At 51.3% G+C, this 19,573-nt stretch carries 18 protein-coding genes, 11 tRNA genes, 2 rRNA genes, 1 pseudogene and 1 riboswitch; of the genes and pseudogenes, 20 read left to right on the forward strand and 12 right to left on the reverse strand.

Annotation, left to right across the window (positions count from 1 at the left end; translation table 11 throughout):
• From D1831_RS10640 to D1831_RS10705, 14 genes are all read left to right on the forward strand, one after another.
• Window positions 1-97, forward strand: a 23S ribosomal RNA gene (locus D1831_RS10640); the annotation flags it as partial.
• Window positions 98-168: 71 nt separating this feature from the next.
• A 5S ribosomal RNA gene (rrf, locus tag D1831_RS10645) occupies window positions 169-285 on the forward strand.
• Window positions 286-291: 6 nt separating this feature from the next.
• Window positions 292-364 (forward strand) — tRNA-Asn (locus D1831_RS10650).
• A gap of 17 nt (window positions 365-381) precedes the next feature.
• Window positions 382-471 (forward strand) — tRNA-Ser (locus D1831_RS10655).
• Window positions 472-492: 21 nt separating this feature from the next.
• Window positions 493-565: transfer RNA gene (locus tag D1831_RS10660), tRNA-Glu, on the forward strand.
• 7 nt (window positions 566-572) lie between these two features.
• A tRNA-Val gene (locus D1831_RS10665) sits at window positions 573-645 on the forward strand.
• A gap of 55 nt (window positions 646-700) precedes the next feature.
• Window positions 701-773, forward strand: a tRNA-Phe gene (locus D1831_RS10670).
• Between the two features lie 5 nt (window positions 774-778).
• A tRNA-Tyr gene (locus D1831_RS10675) sits at window positions 779-861 on the forward strand.
• An 8-nt stretch (window positions 862-869) separates the two neighbouring features.
• Window positions 870-943, forward strand: a tRNA-Trp gene (locus tag D1831_RS10680).
• Window positions 944-948: 5 nt separating this feature from the next.
• A tRNA-His gene (locus D1831_RS10685) sits at window positions 949-1,021 on the forward strand.
• A gap of 7 nt (window positions 1,022-1,028) precedes the next feature.
• A tRNA-Gln gene (locus D1831_RS10690) sits at window positions 1,029-1,100 on the forward strand.
• 22 nt (window positions 1,101-1,122) lie between these two features.
• Window positions 1,123-1,193: transfer RNA gene (locus D1831_RS10695), tRNA-Cys, on the forward strand.
• A gap of 59 nt (window positions 1,194-1,252) precedes the next feature.
• Window positions 1,253-1,337 (forward strand) — tRNA-Leu (locus tag D1831_RS10700).
• Between the two features lie 166 nt (window positions 1,338-1,503).
• Window positions 1,504-1,980 carry a Panacea domain-containing protein gene (locus D1831_RS10705; protein ID WP_125072924.1) on the forward strand — a complete coding sequence of 159 codons (477 nt, stop codon included), beginning with the start codon at window positions 1,504-1,506 and terminating at the stop codon, window positions 1,978-1,980.
• A gap of 372 nt (window positions 1,981-2,352) precedes the next feature.
• Here D1831_RS10705 and D1831_RS10710 read toward each other — a convergent pair whose 3' ends face one another.
• The 6 genes and pseudogenes from D1831_RS10710 to D1831_RS10730 all read right to left on the reverse strand — a co-directional run bounded on the left by D1831_RS10710 (window position 2,353) and on the right by D1831_RS10730 (window position 5,929).
• Window positions 2,353-2,547, reverse strand: a complete 195-nt coding sequence (locus D1831_RS10710) for a hypothetical protein (RefSeq protein ID WP_125072925.1) — start codon at window positions 2,545-2,547, stop codon at window positions 2,353-2,355.
• The gene (locus D1831_RS14415) at window positions 2,547-2,684 is read right to left on the reverse strand and encodes a hypothetical protein (protein ID WP_158610661.1); all 138 of its coding nucleotides are present in this window, start codon (window positions 2,682-2,684) and stop codon (window positions 2,547-2,549) included. The genes D1831_RS10710 and D1831_RS14415 overlap by 1 nt, the downstream gene beginning before the upstream one ends.
• 55 nt (window positions 2,685-2,739) lie before the next feature.
• The gene (locus D1831_RS10715) at window positions 2,740-3,495 is read right to left on the reverse strand and encodes an ion transporter (RefSeq protein WP_125072926.1); all 756 of its coding nucleotides are present in this window, start codon (window positions 3,493-3,495) and stop codon (window positions 2,740-2,742) included.
• Between the two features lie 158 nt (window positions 3,496-3,653).
• Window positions 3,654-4,184, reverse strand: coding sequence for a hypothetical protein (locus D1831_RS10720; RefSeq protein WP_125072927.1), 531 nt, complete (start codon window positions 4,182-4,184; stop codon window positions 3,654-3,656).
• Window positions 4,185-4,309: 125 nt separating this feature from the next.
• A complete protein-coding gene (locus D1831_RS10725; protein WP_125072928.1) occupies window positions 4,310-4,852 on the reverse strand; it encodes a phosphoribosyltransferase family protein in 543 nt (180 codons plus the stop codon).
• Window position 4,853: 1 nt separating this feature from the next.
• A pseudogene (locus D1831_RS10730) lies at window positions 4,854-5,929 on the reverse strand (NCS2 family permease).
• A 189-nt stretch (window positions 5,930-6,118) separates the two neighbouring features.
• On the opposite strand from D1831_RS10730, the gene D1831_RS10735 reads away from it, so the two are divergent.
• The gene (locus D1831_RS10735) at window positions 6,119-6,634 is read left to right on the forward strand and encodes a hypothetical protein (protein ID WP_125072929.1); all 516 of its coding nucleotides are present in this window, start codon (window positions 6,119-6,121) and stop codon (window positions 6,632-6,634) included.
• Window positions 6,635-6,666: 32 nt separating this feature from the next.
• Here the strand turns inward: D1831_RS10735 and D1831_RS10740 are convergent, their stop codons facing one another.
• Together D1831_RS10740 and D1831_RS10745 are read right to left on the reverse strand one after the other, a co-directional pair.
• Window positions 6,667-7,188, reverse strand: coding sequence for a GNAT family N-acetyltransferase (locus D1831_RS10740; RefSeq protein ID WP_125072930.1), 522 nt, complete (start codon window positions 7,186-7,188; stop codon window positions 6,667-6,669).
• A gap of 109 nt (window positions 7,189-7,297) precedes the next feature.
• Window positions 7,298-8,134: a metallophosphoesterase family protein gene (locus D1831_RS10745; protein WP_125072931.1), complete on the reverse strand. Its 837-nt coding sequence runs from the start codon at window positions 8,132-8,134 to the stop codon at window positions 7,298-7,300.
• A 290-nt stretch (window positions 8,135-8,424) separates the two neighbouring features.
• Between D1831_RS10745 and D1831_RS10750 the strand changes: the two genes are divergently transcribed.
• Window positions 8,425-9,321, forward strand: coding sequence for an alpha/beta hydrolase (locus D1831_RS10750; protein ID WP_125072932.1), 897 nt, complete (start codon window positions 8,425-8,427; stop codon window positions 9,319-9,321).
• Window positions 9,322-9,527: 206 nt separating this feature from the next.
• On the opposite strand, the gene D1831_RS10755 is transcribed toward D1831_RS10750, so the two are convergent.
• Window positions 9,528-10,853, reverse strand: coding sequence for an Nramp family divalent metal transporter (locus D1831_RS10755; protein ID WP_125072933.1), 1,326 nt, complete (start codon window positions 10,851-10,853; stop codon window positions 9,528-9,530).
• Window positions 10,840-11,799, reverse strand: a complete 960-nt coding sequence (gene hemH / locus D1831_RS10760) for a ferrochelatase (RefSeq protein WP_125072934.1) — start codon at window positions 11,797-11,799, stop codon at window positions 10,840-10,842. Before hemH ends, D1831_RS10755 begins: the two co-directional genes overlap by 14 nt.
• Before the next feature lie 347 nt (window positions 11,800-12,146).
• Here hemH and D1831_RS10765 point away from each other — a divergent pair, with 347 nt between their 5' ends.
• Window positions 12,147-12,785, forward strand: a complete 639-nt coding sequence (locus D1831_RS10765; RefSeq protein WP_125072935.1) for a Vat family streptogramin A O-acetyltransferase — start codon at window positions 12,147-12,149, stop codon at window positions 12,783-12,785.
• A 484-nt stretch (window positions 12,786-13,269) separates the two neighbouring features.
• On the opposite strand, the gene D1831_RS10770 is transcribed toward D1831_RS10765, so the two are convergent.
• Entirely contained in the window at window positions 13,270-14,643 is a 1,374-nt protein-coding gene (locus tag D1831_RS10770; RefSeq protein WP_125072936.1) for an amino acid permease, read from the reverse strand.
• A gap of 107 nt (window positions 14,644-14,750) precedes the next feature.
• On the opposite strand from D1831_RS10770, the gene mmuM reads away from it, so the two are divergent.
• The gene (gene mmuM / locus D1831_RS10775) at window positions 14,751-15,683 is read left to right on the forward strand and encodes a homocysteine S-methyltransferase (protein WP_125072937.1); all 933 of its coding nucleotides are present in this window, start codon (window positions 14,751-14,753) and stop codon (window positions 15,681-15,683) included.
• Between the two features lie 79 nt (window positions 15,684-15,762).
• On the opposite strand, the gene D1831_RS10780 is transcribed toward mmuM, so the two are convergent.
• Window positions 15,763-16,482 carry a hypothetical protein gene (locus D1831_RS10780; RefSeq protein ID WP_125072938.1) on the reverse strand — a complete coding sequence of 240 codons (720 nt, stop codon included), beginning with the start codon at window positions 16,480-16,482 and terminating at the stop codon, window positions 15,763-15,765.
• Between the two features lie 110 nt (window positions 16,483-16,592).
• Window positions 16,593-16,698, forward strand: a riboswitch (SMK box riboswitch).
• On the opposite strand from D1831_RS10780, the gene metK reads away from it, so the two are divergent.
• Together metK and D1831_RS10790 are read left to right on the forward strand one after the other, a co-directional pair.
• On the forward strand, window positions 16,696-17,883 hold the full coding sequence (gene metK / locus D1831_RS10785; RefSeq protein WP_125072939.1) for a methionine adenosyltransferase: 1,188 nt from the start codon (window positions 16,696-16,698) through the stop codon (window positions 17,881-17,883). (Overlaps the previous riboswitch by 3 nt.)
• Before the next feature lie 172 nt (window positions 17,884-18,055).
• Window positions 18,056-19,567, forward strand: coding sequence for an MDR family MFS transporter (locus D1831_RS10790; protein ID WP_125072940.1), 1,512 nt, complete (start codon window positions 18,056-18,058; stop codon window positions 19,565-19,567).
• Window positions 19,568-19,573: the final 6 nt, after the last annotated feature.

Here is a 19,573-nt window from a genome sequence, read left to right on the forward strand (position 1 = left end):
GTAAGACCCCTGAAAGATGATCAGGTAGATAGGTTAGAAGTGGCAGTGCGGCGACGCATGCAGCGGACTAATACTAATCGGTCGAGGACTTAACCAAGTAATTGGTGTTCAGGTTCATTAAGGAAATATTTGATATTAGCTAGTTTTGAGGGCACAAGTTCTCAGTAGTGTGGTGACGATGGCGAGAAGGATACACCTGTTCCCATGTCGAACACAGAAGTTAAGCTTCTTAGCGCCGAGAGTAGTTGGGGGATCGCTCCCTGCGAGGGTAGGACGTTGCCATGCGATTATTCCGACATAGCTCAGTTGGTAGAGCGCTTGACTGTTAATCAAGATGTCGACGGTTCGAGCCCGCCTGTCGGAGTTATCTACGTAAGCCATGGAGAGTTGTCCGAGTGGCTGAAGGAGCAGCATTGGAAATGCTGTAAACGGGTATTACCTGTTTCAAGGGTTCGAATCCCTTACTCTCCGTTAGTTAGATATATTTAATATGACCCCTTGGTCAAGTGGTTTAAGACACTGCCCTTTCACGGCAGTAACATGGGTTCGAATCCCGTAGGGGTCATTTATATGGAGGATTAGCTCAGTTGGGAGAGCGTCTGCCTTACAAGCAGAGGGTCACAGGTTCGAGCCCTGTATCCTCCATTGATGAATTAGGTTTCATCATTAATTGAATAGTTACCATCATGAAGAATGATATGGCTCGGTAGCTCAGTCGGTAGAGCAATGGATTGAAGCTCCATGTGTCGGCGGTTCGATTCCGTCCCGCGCCATTTATGGAGGGGTAGCGAAGTCTGGCTAAACGCGGCGGACTGTAAATCCGCTCCTTCGGGTTCGGTGGTTCGAATCCACTCCCCTCCATTCTTTATAGGGATATAGTTTAATGGTAGAACAACGGTCTCCAAAACCGTCGGTGTGGGTTCAACTCCTACTATCCCTGCCATGATGGCGGTAGTGGTGAAGTGGTTAACACACTGGTTTGTGGATCCAGCACGCGTGGGTTCGATTCCCACCTACCGCCCTTTGATTGGGTTATAGCCAAGTGGTAAGGCAATGGACTTTGACTCCATCATGCGCTGGTTCGAATCCAGCTAACCCAGTTGGGTTTGGGCAAGAAATGATGGCGGTATAGCCAAGTGGTAAGGCAGAGGTCTGCAAAACCTTCATCACCGGTTCAAATCCGGTTACCGCCTTTCCTGAAAAGGTTATAATCCTGATCAGTATTTATTTCCATGGTTCCAATCTCCATTTTGCCGGCGTGGCGGAATTGGCAGACGCGCTGGACTCAAAATCCAGTTCCCGTTGAGGGAGTATCGGTTCGACCCCGATCGCCGGTATCAGATAGCTGAAAAGCTTACGGATACCTAGAAGAGTAAGCTTTTCAGCTTACTCTTTTTTGTTGGATTTAAAGGACATTATTTTTTACAGATTACTCACACTAAATCGTGTGAATTTTTACATTACCGCGGTATGATGGATGTGAAAAAGAAGGGGGAACGCGAGATGGAAGCTTATTCTAATATTGGTGAAGTTGCTAATTGGTTTATTGCACACGATCAGAATATTACCCCTAAAAAATTACAAAAATTATTATATTACGCATATGCTTGGTCACTAGTGTTTTTCAATGAAGATGTTACCGAGTTAGATAATCGGCTATTCCAAGCTGATTTTCAAGCGTGGGTGCACGGCCCCGTTAATCCATCCATTTATGAAAAGTATAAACACTTTGGTTATAATGTAATCACTCGTCCCAATCATGCAGCCGATGTTTTAGTCGGTAATCCAGATTTACTGGATTTATTAGAACAAGTTGAAAGTGTGTACGGACAGTATGATGGTAATTCGTTGGAACGCTTAACCCATTCTGAAGCACCGTGGCAGAAAGCCCGTGGCAATGCACGACCATTGGATAGTTCAAACGCATTAATCAGTGATGTCGATATGTATAATTACTATGGTCAACTTTTAGGTGATTAAGGGATGTCCCAAAAACGTAAACGATTAAGCAAAATCGAACCGCGAGTTGCTAAAGCCATTGATTCAGCCAGATCCATTCCGATTCCCCATTTAAGGGACACGAATGGATTTAATTTTTTCTCAATTTATAGCTGGCTCGACTCTACGGATGAATTTTTTAAAACGGCTGGTTTTACAATGTGTAAACCGACCTAATTTCATGGCACGATTATGGCTAATTAACCAACGTGAGGGTGAGGTTGCTTCGATCATTATTGTTGAAAAAATAAGCAAGTGGGGGTCAGACATTAAAACGCGTAAATTGCTCAGTTTACTTTGAGTAATTTACGCGTTTTGCATTTCCGTGGTAAGGGTACCGAAACGTGCGTCGACTTAGTGCGATTCGGATTGTAATAATGTTCGGCGGGCGTCCATTAATTCGGCTAGTTCATCCAAGTCGGCCGTGGTTGCCCGGTTCTTAATAAAGCTGCGGGCCGCTGAGCGGGCGTTTGTGTAACGAACGCGTTCCCGGTTTTGCGTGTTCCACTTTTTGTTGGCACGCTTTTTGGCTTCGGTATATTCTGCCATTACTTCACCCTCCTTACAACTAAGCTCGCTGCCGTGAGTACGACGGCGGCAGCGAGGGTGGCCGCTTTCTTTAAGCCGTCCGTATCAACGTCTAAGCGGACTTTTATTTGGGGGGTATCAATGTTAATTAAGCGCATTTTTAAAGGCGTCCTTTCTAAGTATTACTGGTCAGCATACCACAGTCACAAGTGATCAGGGCTGCTTTGAGCGGTGGTTAAGGTAATCTTGGTGTTTTTTTAACGATTTAAGCTCGGCTTCCATTCGGTTATTCTGTTCCTCAAGCTTTTTCATCTGGTTATACAGTTTATCAAACTTAGTTTCCTGGTCCCGACCAAAAAAGTTTACGATGGTGCTGGTGAGGATCCCGATGAAGCCGACGCCCACGATCATCAGTAAAATCGCGGCTGCCCGGCCGACCCAGGTGTGCGGCGAAAGGTCGCCGTAACCGACCGTCGTTGCCGTGACAATGGCCCACCAAAACGCGTTGCCCCACGAGACGTTTTCTGCGATGGCGTAAACCGTGGCCGAGACCAGTAGGAGGGCGATACAGGCCCACAATAAGTACATAAAACCGTTCGTTCGGCCGAAACGTTTTAACTGGTGCTGGGCCTTGCCGATAAAACCTATCAGTCGGACCAGTTTAAAAATTCGGAAAAGTTGCATGACCCGAACGAGCCGGGACAACCGGAAGAAACTGAAAACTGAACTGAACGGAATGATGGCTAAGAGGTCAAAAATATTATGTTTGAAAAACTTTAGTTTGTCCCGGGCGGCAATTAGGCGGGTAACGTAGTCAAAGGTGAAAACAATCAGGATCGCATCGTTCAGCACGTTCCAAGGTGCCGTGGCTAGGTTGATGGTTCCCGCAAAGTCGAAAATGGTCATGGCAATTGAAAAGAGGGCGAGCAGGGCAATTATTAGTTCGTAGATCTTATAGGCGTGTTTCATTTCAAAACCTCGGTTAGTCAATTAATTAACTTAATCGTACCATGTTCAGGACCCGTTCAGTTCGGGAAGCAACTCGCTTTTTAACGGGGATGACGTAATAATGACAATGGAGCGGCCCTAACGAGTAACGAACACCCGTTTGAACCGCTCCATTGTGCTTATTCGATTGAAATTTCAACCGGTTTGATCAAATCCTTATCTTTCATTGATGCCGCGACCAGCACGGTGTTGTCCGCGTCTTCCTCGTAACCCATTGTGAGGGTGTCTTGCCCCTTTAACTCCCGCGCCGCCTTGGTGATGGTTTCCTGAATCCCGGCTAGGTACATCTTTTGATCTGTCGAAGCAGTCTGGTTTGATACCGCCGTCTTAGCTTCCTTAACGGCTTTGAGCACCTGCTTGTCAGTGATCAAAACGCGAATTTCTTGATGCGGCACGCTTTTGCCATTGACCTTTTTAGACTGATCATCAATAACTTCGGTAGCCGTCCGGACCGTGACGGCCTGACCATTTTTGTTGAATTCCCGCGCAACGTGCTGCGCAATTTTTCGATTGTTGGCGGTAACCGACTTAGTTGAACGCCGGGCAGTGGCTGTTGAGTGCTTGGCTGATGACGGTGAAGCGGATTGGTGGCACGCACTTAAAAGGCCCGTGCTCAGTAAAACTAGTCCCCCAGTAATTAGTTTGTTCATTTGAAACTCCTCCAAAAATTAATCAGCTTTTAGTGACTTCAGTTGTTGGTCGAAAAGGGCAGAAAAAAAGAATCAAGTTGAGTTGCACAACGAGTCGCAACTTAACCCGGTTCTTTTGGCTTAATTTAAAATAGTGGTAAGGGTGCTAAAAAGTCGATATCACTCCGGCTAGCGGCGTTACCTTCGGCTAAAATGGCTAACTGCTTAACGACGATTGCGCCAGCCTGGTCTAGGAGCGCGCGTGCGGTGTTTAACGAACCGCCACTGCTAATGACGTCGTCGACGATCACAACGCGCTTACCCTTTAGCAGGGCGGCGTCTGCGCCGTCTAAAACTAATTGCTGGTCCGAACTGGTCGTAATGGCGTGAACGGCCGCGGTCAGCGGCGCGTGCATGTAATCCTTAACGCTTTTTCGCAACACGATGAAGTGCGGGTGGTGGGTCGTATCACTCAAAACCTGCGCTAACGGGATGCCCTTGCTTTCCATCGTGACTAAGTAGTCGAAGTCCGTTCCGTTCAGTTTCTTGCTCAACTGCTGGGCGGCGTACTCGGTCAGTTCGGCGTCGCCGAGTAAAACGAACGACGCAATCGTGGTCGTGGGGCTGATCTTAACTAACGGTAACTCCCGCTTAAGCGGCCCCAAGGTTAATTCGTAAGTGTTTGACATGTTAGATCCCCAATCCTAATAGTGGTAAAACAAACTTCAACACGGCGCCACTCAGTAACCCGGTGAACGGATCAACGAGGGCGGTGATCACCAGCGTAATACCGGCGACCGTTCCCATGGAACCGTGCATGGCGGTCGCCGCGTTTTCCGGAAAAATCACGACGGCGCCTAAAATAAACAGAAAGCCGGCAATTGACGCGCTCGGCACGTACTGGCCAACCTTTGGCAACCAGCCCATCAACAGGATGATTGCCATGATGACCATCATTAAGATCCCGGCAATTACGGGTTCCGGGGCGCTGGCCGTCGCGGAAATGATCGTTTCAACTGGCGCGCCACCCAGTAAACTGGTCCCAAAGTCGGCTAGCGCTTGAGTACTCGTCAACAGGTTCAAGTTGACCGGGTTTGGTTTTTGGCCGGTCATTTGGCCGGTGATCAACCCGTAGGAAATGTTTGCCCCGATGTTTAAGCAGGCCAAACTCAACGCGCCCCGCATGATTTTTAAGTTGACCAGCGGTTTGACGAACTGAAACTTGCGCGCGGTAACGTGTTCGGGCAGGGTCACGTGGTAGTGTTCCCCGACGACCGCGTACAAACTCGTCCCAATCACTGAAACGGCAATCGTCCAAACCAGGTCCTTGCTAACGACGTAGGTCACGGCCGCCAGCCCAATCGATAACCAACCGAAGTGGCGCTGTTCCTTGGTCATCTGCAACGCGATTTTGGCTAACATCAGGCCCACGCCGGCCATCATGCCCGCCATGATCTGGTTACCTAACAGGTCCACGATCTTGGTCAACGACCCCGTAAACCCAATGACTAACATGATCGCGGCCCCGAAGAAGATGATCGAGGTCCGTTCGCGTAAGTTCTTACCTAAATGTCCGGTCAACGCCAGGGATTCCGCCTGAAAGGAAATCGGGCGACTGAGCCGGCGACCCCGTTGACCAGGGCGGCTAAGCCAAATGAAAAGGCGGTCGGAAACACGGCGAATCCGAGCGTCATCGCCATGATCCCCTGCGGAATGCCGTTTAAAACGACCCCCACGGCTGCCAGTAGATCTGCTAACCAATGCACAATTAATTCCACCTTTGCTCTTGATACGAACAATATACTATAAAATTCGGTGATTTTCCAGTAAATTGCGGAACTATTCCGAATGATTAAAAACACAAACTATTTATCGTTCGCTAAATATTATTATTTTGATAGTGGTTCATTAAATTGTCAAAGCGTGTATACTAACAGGCGAAGGGGGCGGTTGGCATGCCAACTGGACGGGATTATTATCAACCAGCGTTACCGACACTGTTATTTTCGACGCACCCGCAACCGGCCGCGGCCATGGTCGCCGGCACGAAACGACTCGAGTACCGCCGGCGGTTTTATCAGGGGGCCTTCCAAGCGTTCGTGTACGTGACGGGTCGCGCGGGGGGCGTGGGCTTATACGTCCAGTGTGCGCCGGCCGTGGTGGCGTCACCAATTGTGTTAGGCCAACTGGGAGCCGTCCTGCAAAATGATGATCCCCAGGCGGTCCGGGCTTACTTGGGCACCCACGCAAAGGGACTCGGCATTCCCATTACCGGGGTAGCCGTGCTGACGCCAATTAGTTTGGTTCAGCTGCGGGTCGCGTTTAATAACTTTGTGGCGCCGCGCAGTTACGTTTTCTTAGACCGGCCCGCGCGGCAAGCCCAACGGGAGTTTTTCTTAGATCAGCCCTGTCAGCCGCTCCGCCGTGACGAGCAACTGCTGGCACAAATTCAGACCCAACTAAAAAAATGAACCCGGACCAAGTGGTCTGAGTTCATTTTTGATTAATGGATTAATTTTTCGTAGACGTAGCACACGTCGTCTTGGTGGTAAACACCGACCATTTCACCGACCCGTTCAAAGCCCATCTTGGCGATCAAGTGTTGCATCGCTAAGTTGTCCGAGTGGGTGTCGATCCGAATGCTTTTAATTTCGGGATGCTTTTCACTAACGTGGTGGATCACTTTTTCAAATAACTGGGTCGCGTAACCGTGACCGGCGTGGCTGGAGTGGATCGCGACGCGGTGAATAACGCGGTAGGGTTCGGTTTCGTTTAACCACTTGGCATTAGCCGTATCGTAGGTGGCGTCCGGTGAAGGCACGACCGCGACGGCGCCGACCGTGGCGTTATCGTCGTCGTTAACTAGGAACGCGACGCCCTGCATAATGTCCGCCGTGATTTGTTTGCGGGACGGGTAGTCGCCCTGCCACTGATCGACCCCGGCTTCGGCCAACTGGTTACGACCATCGCTCAAAATATCAATGATCGTGTCCAGATCATCGAGGGTTGCTTGTTTAAAGTACATATTGATGACTCCTCTCTTAAACCGGGCGTTTCGCTTCAACGCTCGACTTAAACAGTATACAGAAATCTCGTCAAAATGAAACTATTTTCCCTCGATTTTCAAGATTTTTTCAGCGGCGGTTATCCGTTAAAATTAGGCGGGCCATTTTATCCATGTCATGCTGGATATTGTAAGCGGCGACAGCACTTGGCGCGTACTGGTACGCGTTGGTTTTTAACGTTTGTTCGTAAAATTCAAAGTAGGGCAGGTGGTCGGCCCGGGCGATTTTGATTGCTTGGCGCCAGTCAAAAGCGACCCGCCGGTAATCGGTTTCGCGCAGGCCGGTTTCGTCGATCGTTAAAATCAGGTACGATGCCCGGGGCTGTCGCAAGTGCGGGTTGATGGCGGTCGGCAGCCCGACCGTGCCGGCGTTTAACACTAACTGTCCGCGCGTGGAATAGCGCATGATCGGTTGGTGGGTGTGCGCGTAGATCACGAGGTCGACGGCGCCGGTCGTGGCCTGGTCAAAGTTGGCTTGCTCGGCGGTCGGGGCCAGCGAGTGGCCACTGGCAAAGTTGGGCAGGACGTGCTGCAACCGGACCGTTAACGGCCCCACGTGTTTGGTTACGGTCAGCGGTAATTGTAATAATTGCTGAAAGTGTAACGGGCTTAACTGTCGGCGGTCGTAAGCGGTCAAAATCGTCGCCATGACTTGTTTTGGTTTGGTAAAGTTGGTCGGGGTCGCCTTGAGCACTTTTTGATAGTTTTGCTCGTGGTTCCCGAGGACGGCGGCAGTCGGGTGAACTTGATCAAGCAGGTCTAAACAGCGCTCGGATTCGGGCCCGCGGACCGTCATGTCACCGACCGTCCAAAACTCGTTAACGCCCTGTTTGTGGGCGTCTTCCAGGACGGCGGCCAGGGCGGTGGCGTTGCCGTGCACGTCGGAAAGTACCGCAATTTTAACCATCTGTAAAACTTCCTTTCTATGTATCCCGGCGGGCCAGCTTTAAGTTGACGCCGGGTAAAAGTTGGGAAACTATTTCGCAAGTTTGTAATTACTCTGCAAAGTCTCCGTAACTTTTATCTGTTATAATTAAGGTCGAAACGAAGTAATATATAGCACGTATATTCAAGCCAATTCGTTTCGTAGCCGTGGTTATCCTCGTGATAACGACGGTTTTTATTTTAGCATAAACTGCCCCTTGTCGGTTGATAAGTTAATGGCGTAAAATGAAACGGTGATGGAGGCGGTTACATATGCAACCAACGATGAACGAAGCAATTCAACAATTGCGGCACGATTTTAAAGCCAACGACGACCGCCGTGACGCCGGTTTACCAACCGAAGTGGCGGGCGTTAAACGGCTGAACAACTTACCCTACGCGGGCGACGACGTCTGGCACCAGCTCGACTTATACCTGCCGACGGGGGTGACCGGTCCGCTCCCGACCATCATCAACATTCACGGTGGCGGCTGGTGCTACGGTACGAAGGAAACTTACCAGTTTTTCGGGCTAAACTGGGCGCAGCGGGGGTTCGCGTTTGTAAACCCGAACTACCGCTTAGCACCCGATGCGGTTTTTCCCGACCAGTTGGACGACGTCAACGCCTACGTGCACTGGGTCGCCGAGCACGCGGCCGACTACGGGCTCGACCCCAACAACGTGTTTCTAATGGGGGACAGCGCCGGTGGGCAAATGGCTGAGCAGTACGCGGCGATCTTAACTAATCCCGTTTACCGGGCTAAGTTTGACTACCAGCCAACCGCCTTAAAGTTCCGGGCGCTGGTTTTAAACAGCGCGGCGGTCTTTTTACTCGACCCCGGGATGATCACCGCTGCCGTGGCGCCCTACTTCCCACCCCGAATCGTCAAAACCCAACGCGCGCGCTTAGCGACCGAAGATTACTTGCAGGCGCCGTACTTGCCAACCTTTATTTGTACCGGCACGCACGACTTTTTACGCAATAATGCGGCTAAACTGGACGGCTTTTTGACTGCGAAGGGGATTCCGCACGTTTTCAAAATGTACGGGACCCCAACCGATCCGAAGGGTCACGTCTTTATGGTCGATCAAAAGGACCCGGTCGGTCAGCAAGCTACGACCGACGAGCAGGCGTTCTTACGGGCGTACCTAGTTGACACCCCCGACTGATTAACGCTTCTTAACCTTGACGACCGTACTTTGAAAGTCTGGGTTAAAGCTTGATAAGAATTGACTTATTAAAATTAAAATGTTGTAATGACTCTAAATCACTTACGGGTTCAAATCCTACTTTGAACTGGTTGATTGATCCACCATCCTAGTCACGATGGCAAACGGCCCCCTCGGTTGAACTGCTGAGGGGGCCGTTTTTACGGTTAAAATAGATTAATAATTAAATCAACGTTTAATAAGCTAATGATAATAGCTAACGCGTAGCCAACGCTTTTGACCAGCGGGCCGTTAACGTGGCGGCCCATCAAGGACTGCCGGCTGGTTAAAACGACCAGCGGTACCAGGGTAAACGGTAAAGCAATGCTCAGGGCGACCTGCGCGTAGATGATTAGGTTTTCAAACGCCTGGTCACTAAAACCGACGAGGACACCGATAATCAGAATGGGGACCAGCGTGACGCAGCGGGTCAGTAAGCGCCGTTGCCAAAGTGGCAGCCGGATGTGCAGGTAGCCCTCCATCACGATTTGACCGGCCAGGGTGCCGGTAATTGACGAGATTAGGCCGGTGATCAACAGGGCCAGCGCGAACAGGCCGCCCATCAGGGGACTGGCGAGGGTGCCGACGACCGCCGAACTTTGTAAGCCGTGAAACACCGCTTGTAAACTCGCCAGGGCGTGGGTGTGACCGAAAAACAGGCTGCCCCCTAAAATCAGGAGCAACGCGTTGATCAAAAACGCCGCGATCAGGTGAACGTTCGAATCCCAGTTGGCAAAGCGCAACGTTTCTTGGACCTGCACCGGGTCGTGGTAGTCGTAACGGCGGCTCTGCGCCAGTGAGGAGTGCAAGTACAGGTTGTGCGGCATGATGGTCGCCCCGAGAATCCCCAGGCTGAGGACCAGGGCGGTGTGGTTTTTAAAAATCAACTGGTTGGGCACCAGCCCGGCCAGCACGCTGGTCGCGTTCACGTGGGCCCGGGCGACTTCGATACCGAAAATCACCCCGACGGTCAAAATGGCAACTAACACGATCACTTCCACCCGGCGAATCCCGAACCGCAAAAATAAGAGAACCACCAGCACGTCACCGATCGTCAGCAGGATGCCGGCGAGTAGCGGCAGGTTAACTAACATTTTTAACGCCAGCGCCGTGCCGATCACGCCGGTCATGTCGGTCGCCATCATGGCCACTTCGTTTAAGAGCCAGGCGGCGTAACGCACGGGGCGCGGTAACTGGCCGGCAATCGCCTGGGCTAAATCTTGGCGGGCGACCACGCCCAGTTTGATGGCGAGGGTCTGCATGAACATCGCCACTAAAATTGACAGGGCCAAAACCGATAGCAGCCGGTACTGAAACTGACCACCACCGGCCAAGGACGTTAGCCAGTTGCCGGGGTCCATGTACCCCACCGCGACCAGGGCGCCGGGCCCGCTGTACGCGAGGAATTTTTGCCAAAAGGCGCTCTGGTAAACGTCGGGGACGGCGACACTCTGGTTGATTTCTTCCAAACTCTTGTGGTTACTTGACTTCATTTACGGGCACCTCCCGGGGATGGGCGGTCAGCTGCGCTAAAAACTGTGCAAACTGGGGGTCGGCGTTAAAGCAGGGCACCAGTTCAAAACGGTCGCCGCCGCTCGCCCGAAACGTCTGGTAGTTTTGCACGTTGTTTTCTTCCAAAGTTTCCAAACAATCACAAACAAACGAGGGGGTTACGACCAGCACATTGCGTTTACCCAATTCGACCAGTTCGGTTAGTTTATTGCGTAGGTACGGTTTTAACCACGGCAGCGGGCCAAACTTCGATTGGTAAGCCGTCACGACCTTTTCAACGGGTAAATCGGGTAAGTAGTTGAGCACGCCGGCCGTAGTTGCTTCGCACTCGTTCTGGTACGGGTCGCCGTGGCGGACCATCGCGGTCGGAATGCTGTGGTAACTAAAGACCACCGCGTCAAAAGCGTGCTGCTGGTAACTGGCCCAAATTCTAGCCGCCAGTAATTTTTGGTAAGTCGGCTGGTCGTAGAAGTGCTTGATCAACGTGTAGGGCACGCCGGAAGCGTCGGCCTGGTTAATGATCCCCTGGTGGGTACTCTGCGTGTACTGGGGAAACAGCGGTAACACGATCGGTCGCTGACAGCCGGCCGCGGCCATTGCCCGCAGCGTTTCCCCGATGTCCGGTTGTCCGTACGTCATGGCTAGGCGCACGTCCCAGTCGGGCAGGACCGCCTGCACCCGTTCACACAGCGCCTGACTATGGACGATCAGCGGTGAACCGTTTGGCAACCAGCAATCCTTGTAAAAGGTCGCCGAGCGCCACGCCCGCATTGGCAAAATAATTCCCCGTAACAGGGGTTGCCACAACGCCGGTGGCATTTCAACAACGCTGCGGTCACTTAAAAATTCCCGCAAATAACTTTTCACGGCGACCGTTTCCGGCGTGGCCGGTGACCCTAAATTCACGAGCAACAATCCCGGACGCATTTCCATCAACTCCATTGACTAATTTTAATTAATCATAGCATAAATCGTTTTATGAAAACGTTATAAACGCTGATTTAACACGGTTATCGGTTGATAACCAACTCAGTAAGCGATTAAGCGTTACGACCGTGGTTAGCGGGATTGCGCTGATATGCTCTAAGTTAGCGAAAGCTTTTTGCCGTCCAGTTGGCAGCGCTGGGACTAATTAATGGTCCTGAACCTCAGCGGACGCGCCAGTGATAGAACGGTTGAACACGATATCTTCGTAATAAACGACCAGCGTTTCTGAAATTGCCGTTGTGGTTTTAGAAGGCTATAATTTTGATTATCAGAGGAGCGTGAAAACAATGCGAATTCCAGATGCCAATCAAGTTTATCCAAATCCAGAACTTAAAGAAGTTGTATTTATCAAAAATGTTATCACAAGGCCTAATATCGAAATTGGAAATTACACTTACTACGATGATCCAGTTTCACCAGAAAAGTTTGAAGATCACGTGACACACCATTATGAATTTCTCGGCGATAAATTGATAATCGGTAAATTTTGTTCCATTGCTAAAGGAATTGAATTTGTTATGAATGGTGCTAATCATGTGATGAAGGGGATATCAACTTATCCGTTTAACATTATCGGGGGAGATTGGGCTAAAAACGTCCCAGATTTGGCAGATTTACCGTTGAAGGGTGATACGGTGGTTGGTAATGATGTCTGGTTTGGTCAAAATGTAACGGTGATGCCGGGCGTTAAAATTGGGGATGGTGCAATTATTGGCGCAAATAGTGTCGTGACAAAAGATGTTCCGGCCTATGCAATAGTAGGAGGTAATCCTATCAAAATTATTCGTTATCGCTATGATGATGAGACCATCGCCTTATTAGAAAAATTAGCCTGGTGGAATAAGAATACCACGTGGATTACGCAACACTTGTCACAATTAACCACTAAGAAATTTGACACCGAGATACTAAAGCGCCTGATTTAAGGGTAAATGCAGGTGATATTAAGGGAGTAGTTCTAAGACTTTACAACAGTGTAAGGTTCCTAGGCTGCTTTGTGTTGAGCTAACAAACTGCTCGGTATCAATCTTTCTTCTTGTAACAGTGCGACTAAAACAGGTTTTTCACTAGGCCTATCGCTGCATGTCCTCCGGTTAGACGGATCGGTGGCGCCAAACTGGGTGGTTAATCGTTAGGAATAAAAAAAGTATCGTCAGTGTAATGTGGTCATTACGCTGGCGATACTTTGCCAATATTAATTTCAATTAGTTTTAAGACTTATCCGTCAGCTCTTAAAATTATTTCACTATTTATCAAATTCATAAGTAGTCATCAAAGCTAGAAGGATGTCCTGGTTAACTGAATCGTGTGATTGTCGTGGCGCCAACGACCAACCCGAGCGGACGGCGAGTATGACCACTAAAACTAGAGCATATTGGCGCTACCCAACGGGCCCTTTTTAACAAACAATTATTTGGTCGGTTTAAATTTTCGGCTCAGGTAGTAACCGGCGTAACAGATGGCGACGAACGGGACCGTGTAGTACAGGGCGATCCGCTGGTTGGGGTCAAACCAAATCAACAAACAGGATAACCCGCTTAAAATGAAAGCCAACCACGGCACGATGGGGTAACCCGGTGTTTTGAAGGCCAACTGGTCGAGCGACTGGCCACTCTTCACGTAAGCTTTACGGAAATTGATCTCGGATAACGCGATCGCCATCCAGACGATCACGACGGCTAAGCCGGAAATTGAAACGAGGACTAGGTAGACCGAACCGGCGGCGTACACGCTGGAAAGTAACGCTAGGACGCCGCCCACCATGCTGGTGATCAGGGCGATAAGCGGGACGTCGCGCTGGGTGGTCTTTTTAAAGATTTTCGGGATTGTCCCTTCGTTTGCGAGTGACCACAACATCCGCGTGGAGGCGTACAGTCCCGAGTTAGCGGCCGACATGATGGCGGTCAGGACCACGAAGTTCATCAGGTCCGCCGCGTAGGGGATGCCGATTTCTTTAAAAACCAGTACGAACGGACTCTGGGTGACACCGGCCTGCTGGTACGGAATTAAAGCGGCCATTACGGCCATGCTGCCAACAAAGAAAATGATCAGGCGCCAGAGGGTCGTGCGAATTGCTGTCGGAATCGTGTGGGCCGGGTCCTTGGTTTCACCCGCCGTGATCCCGATGAGTTCGGTGCCGGAAAAGGCGAAGTTGACCGTTAGCATGGTGGTAAAGACGCCGCCAAAGCCGTTCGGGAACCAGCCGTTTTTGGTGTAATTGGTTAAAAACGGGGCGCTGGCGTGACCGTGCAGTGGCAACAGCCCGACGATGGCCAGACCGCCTAAGACGATGAACGCGATAATGGCAATGACTTTGATGCTGGCAAACCAGAACTCGGCTTCCGCGAACCAGCGCACGGACAGGGCGTTTACGGTGAAAATGATGACCATGAACAGCAGGCTCCACAGCCAAGTCGCCACGTGGGGAAACCAGTTTTGCATGATCAGCCCCGCGGCGGTAAATTCCGAACCGAGGGCGATCGTCCAGGTCAGCCAGTAAAGGATGGCGACCGTAAAACCGGTGCCGGGTCCGATGTACTTTTTAGCGTAAACGTGAAACGCGCCGGTGTAGGGCATGGCAACCGCCAGCTCACCCAGACACAGCATCACCAGGTAAACCAGGATGGCGCCGATGGTGTACGCCAGCAGCGTCCCAATCGGCCCGGCCTGGTGGATCGTATAACCGGAACTGAGGAACAGCCCGGTCCCAATCACGCCGCCCAGGGAGATCATCAGCACGTGCCGGGACTCCATTTGGCGGCTTAAATGGGTTTGTTTTGACATTTTAAAACGGCCTTTCTGACTTGCAAGAATGTGTTAATTAGAATAAGATGAGGAAATCGACAATGCTATTAGAATAACATAATTTCTAAGCGGAGAGGAAACCATTTATGCAAACGACAACCGTACCGGAACTATTAAAGCGGGGGCCCATCGTCTTGGACGGGGCGATGGCGACCGAACTAGAAAAGCGGGGCGTGAAGACCGACAACGCGTTGTGGTCGGCAACCGCCATGCTGGATCATCCCCAGGCCATCGCGGCGGTCCACCAAAGTTACTTTGACGCCGGCGCCCAAATTACGATCACCAATACGTACCAGGCGAACGTCCCGGCCTTCGTGCACGCCGGGATCCCGGCACCGCGGGCCCGCCAATTAATTCAAGACGCCGTTAAAATTGCTCAGGAAGCCCGGACGGACTACGCGGCCAGTCACCCTGATTTTCAGGCCCTGATTGCCGGCAGCATCGGCTCGTACGGCGCCTATTTAGCCGACGGCAGTGAGTACACCGGCAAGTACCACCTCGACGAAGTGGCCTACCAGGAATTTCACCGTGAACGCTTGGGACTAATCATGGCTGTTGGGGTGGACTTGCTAGCGGTTGAAACCATGCCCAGACTAGACGAAGTCCAAGCCCTCGTGCACCTGATCAACCAGCAGTGGCCGCAGCAGCGTTACTGGGTCAGCTTTAGTATTCGTGACCCGCAAACGCTGAGTGACGGTACGCCGCTAGCTAAAGCGGCCCGGTGGGTGGCCCAACAGTCCAACGTCGTGGCGGTCGGGGTCAACTGTACCACGCTGGAAAACGTTGAACCGGCACTGCGGACGTTGCGGGCGGCGGTGGACTTGCCGCTGATCGTTTACCCAAACTCCGGTGACGAATATGATCCGCAAACGAAGACTTGGCAACCGACCGAGCGCAGTCACCAGTTTGACACCTACGTACCGCGGTGGCTGGCGGCCGGCGCTAACATTATCGGCGGCTGTTGCCGCACCACGCCGAAGGATATTCAGACGATTGCGCGGTTAGTGCGTCAAAACTAAAAAAGTAGCAAAAAAGCGGTCGCAATTCTCGTTATATCTGAGAATTACGACCGCTTAATTATTTTACTGGGAAACGTGCTTAGTATAGTAGGAACATCAACACGACCTGCACCGCGGCGTTGATCATCAAATGCCAGCGGGTGCGGCCAAACGACTGCTGACTAAACCAGGTGGCAATCACAATTAAGATCGCCACGATGGTTTGCCAAGTCAGCGGCTGCAGGAAGATGGCGACCACGAGCAACGCCCCGGTGACCGCCGACACGATTTGGTTGATCTGACGCTGGTGACTAAAACTGGGAACGTATAAAAATACGTAACTAGTTAGTAGCGGGGTCAGTTCCCATAAAAAGGTGGTGGAGAGGTAGTTGTTTTGCAGGTCAAAGACCGCGACCGGAATCGTGAAGGTCATCACGACACTGAACACGACCAGTCCGAAGTAGTTTTGCATCCCAAACCGGGGGACGGCCAGCACTAACAGCCAGACGCTGCAAGTAAGCAACAGGTATAACAGTTCGGACTCGCGGGCAATGATGTTGGTAAAGGCGAACGCTACCGAGACCCCGATGGCGATCAGGCTCCACTGCGCGGGAATTCGCCGGTCTAAAATAATGAAGATGGCGGCGGACACGGCCAGCGTGTAGCCAATCAGGGGGAGTTGCGCGGCCGAGAACTGCGCGGTTTCAAACGAACGGCCGTAATCGAGGGCGGCCCACCAACTAATGATACTTTGTAAAATGGTGAAAACGGTCAAATGGACGTAATCACGCTTGAGTTTAAGCTTTCCAATTCGAATCATAGGCCAACGTCTTTCTAATTGAGATAATATTTCAATCCTAACGGTCACCGGTGAAACCGTCAATAATTTGGGAAGATTCTTTTAAAAAAACAAGGATTGTGATAACCTGATATAGTTATGAGCCGTTCCCGAAAGGATAAGTCCGTTCATTTGCAAAATGACCGAACGTGACTTAGATGCCTTGTAACCGAACTAATCAAGGGGGAATTTACAGTGAGTGAGAAGCACTTATTTACATCCGAATCCGTTTCTGAAGGTCATCCCGATAAAATCGCGGACCAAATCAGTGACGCCATCTTGGATGCCATGTTAGAACAAGACCCACAAGCACGGGTAGCCATCGAAACGTCGGTCACTACCGGGTTAGTGCTGGTCTTTGGTGAAGTTTCAACCAAGGCCTACGTTGATATTCAAAAGGTCGTGCGTGACACGATCAAGTCGATTGGCTACGTTGACGGCCAATACGGTTTTGACGGTGACAACTGTGCCGTCTTAGTTTCTTTAGATGAACAATCACCGGACATCGCGCAAGGGGTCGATGACTCGCTGGAAACGCGTGAAGGCGATGCGGACCCACTGGATCAAATTGGGGCCGGCGATCAGGGGATGATGTTTGGCTACGCCATTAACGAGACGCCCGAACTGATGCCCCTCCCAATCGCGTTAAGCCACCGCTTAATGCGTAAAATTGCCGAATTGCGGAAGAACGGGACCATTAAGTGGTTGCGGCCCGACGCTAAGGCCCAAGTAACGGTTGAATATGACGAACAAAATCAACCAAAACGGATCGACACGGTCGTTTTATCGACCCAACACGATCCGGACGTGGAACTTGACGAAATCCGGCAAACGGTGATCGACCAAGTCATCAAGGCCGTTTTACCGGCCGAATTATTAGATGATCAGACCCGCTACCTGGTCAACCCAACCGGTCGCTTCGTGATTGGTGGCCCCCAAGGGGATGCTGGTTTAACTGGTCGTAAGATCATCGTCGACACGTACGGCGGGTTTGCCCACCACGGTGGCGGGGCCTTCTCTGGTAAGGACGCCACTAAGGTGGACCGTTCCGCTAGTTACGCCGCCCGCTACATCGCTAAAAACATCGTGGCCGCCGGCTTAGCCGACCAGATCGAAGTTCAATTAGCGTACGCTATCGGGGTGGCCCAACCGGTTTCAATCGCCGTTGATACGGCCGGTACCGGGAAAGTGAGCGACGACGCGTTGATCGACGCTATCCGTAAGAACTTTGACTTACGGCCGGCCGGGATCATCAAGATGTTGGACTTACAACGCCCAATTTACCGCCAAACGGCCGCTTACGGTCACTTTGGTCGGACCGACGTCGACTTACCGTGGGAACACACGGATAAGGTAGCGGCTTTAAAAGCTGAATTTAAATAAAAAACAGTAACGAGCATGCCAGATCGTTACGGTCTGTAGGTACTCGACGCTAAAAGCGACCTTTTTTAGGGGGTCGCTTTTTTTGCGGCCTGGACGCGCGCGGTAAAGGGGGCCGTCCCAAGAAAATTAACGAAACTGATTTTGATTTGAGAGTGAAGGGGTATTAGAAAATATGCAACAACGGAAAACAAACGTGATGGCCGTAACGGTGGCCATTTACGTGGCGACTTTTATGAGCGCTATCGAAGGGACGATCGTGTCGACCGCCCTGCCAACGATCGTCGGTGACCTGCACGGGGTCGCGCTGATGAACTGGGTCTTTTCAATTTATTTATTGACCAACGCGATGATGACGCCGATTTACGGTAAGCTGACCGACTTGGTGGGTCGTAAACCGGTCATGCAGGCCGGGCTGATCATCTTTATTATCGGCTCGATGATGAGCGGCCTGTCCGACTCGATGCCAATCTTGATTTTTTGGCGGGCCGTGCAAGGTATCGGGGCCGGCGCGTTAATGCCGGTTTCAATGACCATCATTGCCGACATCTATTCGTTTGAACGGCGGGCCAAGGTGCTCGGGTTCAACAGTTCGGCCTGGGGGATTGCCTCGGTCCTGGCACCGTTGATTGGGGGCCTGATCGTGGATAAATTAAGCTGGCACTGGATCTTCTTCATCAACGTGCCGGTCGGGCTGATTACGCTATTTTTATTCCAATTCTATTTACGCGAGCCCAAACGCCATAACCAGGTTAAGGTCGATTACTTAGGCAGTTTCTGGTTGATGCTGTTTTTACTGGGATTGATGCTTAGTTTTCAACTACTCGGTAACGCCACCATTAGCTGGGGCACGGTAATCATCGCCTGGATCGTCAGCGCGCTCAGCTTAGGGCTGTTTATCCGGCGGGAAAGTCACACCGACGAACCGGTGATTTCGATGGATTTATTTAAAAACCACACCTTCGTGATTCAAAACGCGGTGGCGGCGCTTGTCAGCGGCTTTTTGATGGCGGTTGAAGTGTACATTCCGACTTGGACGCAGGGGATTTTAGGCGTACCGGCGTCGTTAGCCGGCTTTGCCGTCACGCCGAGTTCGTTAATGTGGATCGTCGGTTCGTTTGTGACCGGGCGCCTGCTCGCTAAGTGGGCACCGCGGCGGATCTTATACCTCAGTCTGAGCTTTATTCTGGTGACCAGCATCTGTTTGGCCCTGTTGCCGGTCAGCACGCCGTTTTTGTGGTTCTTCCTGATTACCGCGATCGGCGGGATCGGTTTTGGGATCACCATCACGGCCACGACGGTCACGTCGCAACACCTGGTTTCCGCCGATAACGTTGGGGTGGCGACTTCGTTTAACACCCTTAGCCGAACGATTGGTCAAACGCTCATGATCTCGATTTTCGGGATCGCCTTAAACGTCGGCATGAACCAGGGAATCGCCCAGCACGCCGGCACGAACATGGCGATGATGAACAAGCTGATCAACCCGCAAACGGCCACCAGCCTGCCCAAGAACCTGTTACCAACGCTGCACGGTATTTTGTACACCGGGCTGCACTGGGTTTACTGGATCGGGTTAGCGCTGGTTATCTTAGCCTTCGTCGTTAATACGTTGGACCGCGGGCCACAACTGACCGCCGCGCGACACGCCGAAAAGTTGAACCAGTCAAAACATAATAATTTTTAACTTGTA

The organism is Lactiplantibacillus garii, assembly GCF_003885105.1.
Classification (GTDB): Bacteria; Bacillota; Bacilli; order Lactobacillales; family Lactobacillaceae; genus Lactiplantibacillus; species Lactiplantibacillus garii.